Origin of the sequence: Arthrobacter agilis, from assembly GCF_006494655.1 — a bacterium.
Classification (GTDB): Bacteria; Actinomycetota; Actinomycetes; order Actinomycetales; family Micrococcaceae; genus Arthrobacter_D; species Arthrobacter_D agilis.
Genome location: NZ_VHIM01000023.1, coordinates 1 through 1,098, shown reverse-complemented (window position 1 = coordinate 1,098; position 1,098 = coordinate 1). Strand labels below are relative to the sequence as shown.

At 64.7% G+C, this 1,098-nt stretch carries 1 protein-coding gene; it reads right to left on the bottom strand.

Features of this window, described 5'->3' with window-relative positions:
• Positions 1 to 988: IS481 family transposase (locus FJV46_RS15050; RefSeq protein ID WP_087025249.1), on the bottom strand; the 988-nt coding region annotated here is incomplete at its 3' end.
• Positions 989 to 1,098 lie beyond the last annotated feature (110 nt).

The window sequence follows — 1,098 nt, the reverse complement described above, 5'->3', positions numbered from 1 at the left end:
TGTACTGCCCAGGGAGGTTGGTTAGCCGGGTGATGGGTGGTTTGCCTCCGATGGCGGTGTGGGGCCTGTGGTGATTGTATTCGTGGAGCCAGCCCGGTAGTGCTGCCCGGCGGGCTGATTCGCTGGTGTAGTGGCGGCTGAAGGCCCAACCGTCGGCGAGGGTGCGGTGGAAGCGCTCGATCTTTCCATTCGTCTGGGGTCGGTAAGGTCTCGTCTTCTTGGCTTTGATACCCAGGCTGGCGCAGGTCTCACGCCACAAACGCGACTTGTAAGCCGAGCCGTTATCGGACAAGACCCGCTGGACGGTGATGCCGCGGGCGGCGAACCAGGACACAGCGCGTTGGAGGACTCCGATAGCGGTAGCGGCGGTTTCGTCGGCGTGGATCTCCGCGTACGCGACCCGGGAGTGATCATCGATGACGGTGTGCACGAACGCGGTGCCCATCAGCGGGCCGCGGTACTTGTTGCGGGCTTTGTCCGGGGTGCTGGCCCGGTTCCGGTCGCCTTGCTGCCGACCGACGTACCGCCAGCCGCCGCCGTCGGGGATGTTGCCGAGTTTCTTCACATCGACGTGGATCAGGTCTCCGGGCTTCTCGTGTTCGTACCGGCGTACCGGTTCTCCGGTGCGGACATCGACGTGATGCAGCCGGTTTAGCCGGCACCGGGTCAGCACGGCGTGGACGGTGGAGGCCGGCATACCCAGGCGAGCCCCGATGCCGACCGGTCCCATGCGTTTCTTCCACCGCAGATGCACGACCTTTCGCACCCTGCTGGGAGGGGTTTTCCTCGGGCTGTGGTGCGGGCGTGAGGACCGGTCCTGCATACCCGCCCTGCCCATGGCCGCGTACCGGTCGGCCCATCTCTTCGCGGTCGGCCAGGACACGTGGAAGAACACCGCGGCATGCGCGACCGGCCACCCGTCATCGACGATGAGCCTACCGATCCGCAAACGTTGAATCGGAGTCAGTGCAGCATTAGCGTGAGACACGAGGACCTCCTGATCGAAAACCGGAACCTAGACAGCTCCACTCTCGATCGGAGGTCCTCCTCGCGTCCAGAACCTACGACGCGTCCTCACACATCAACCAACGTCCCTGG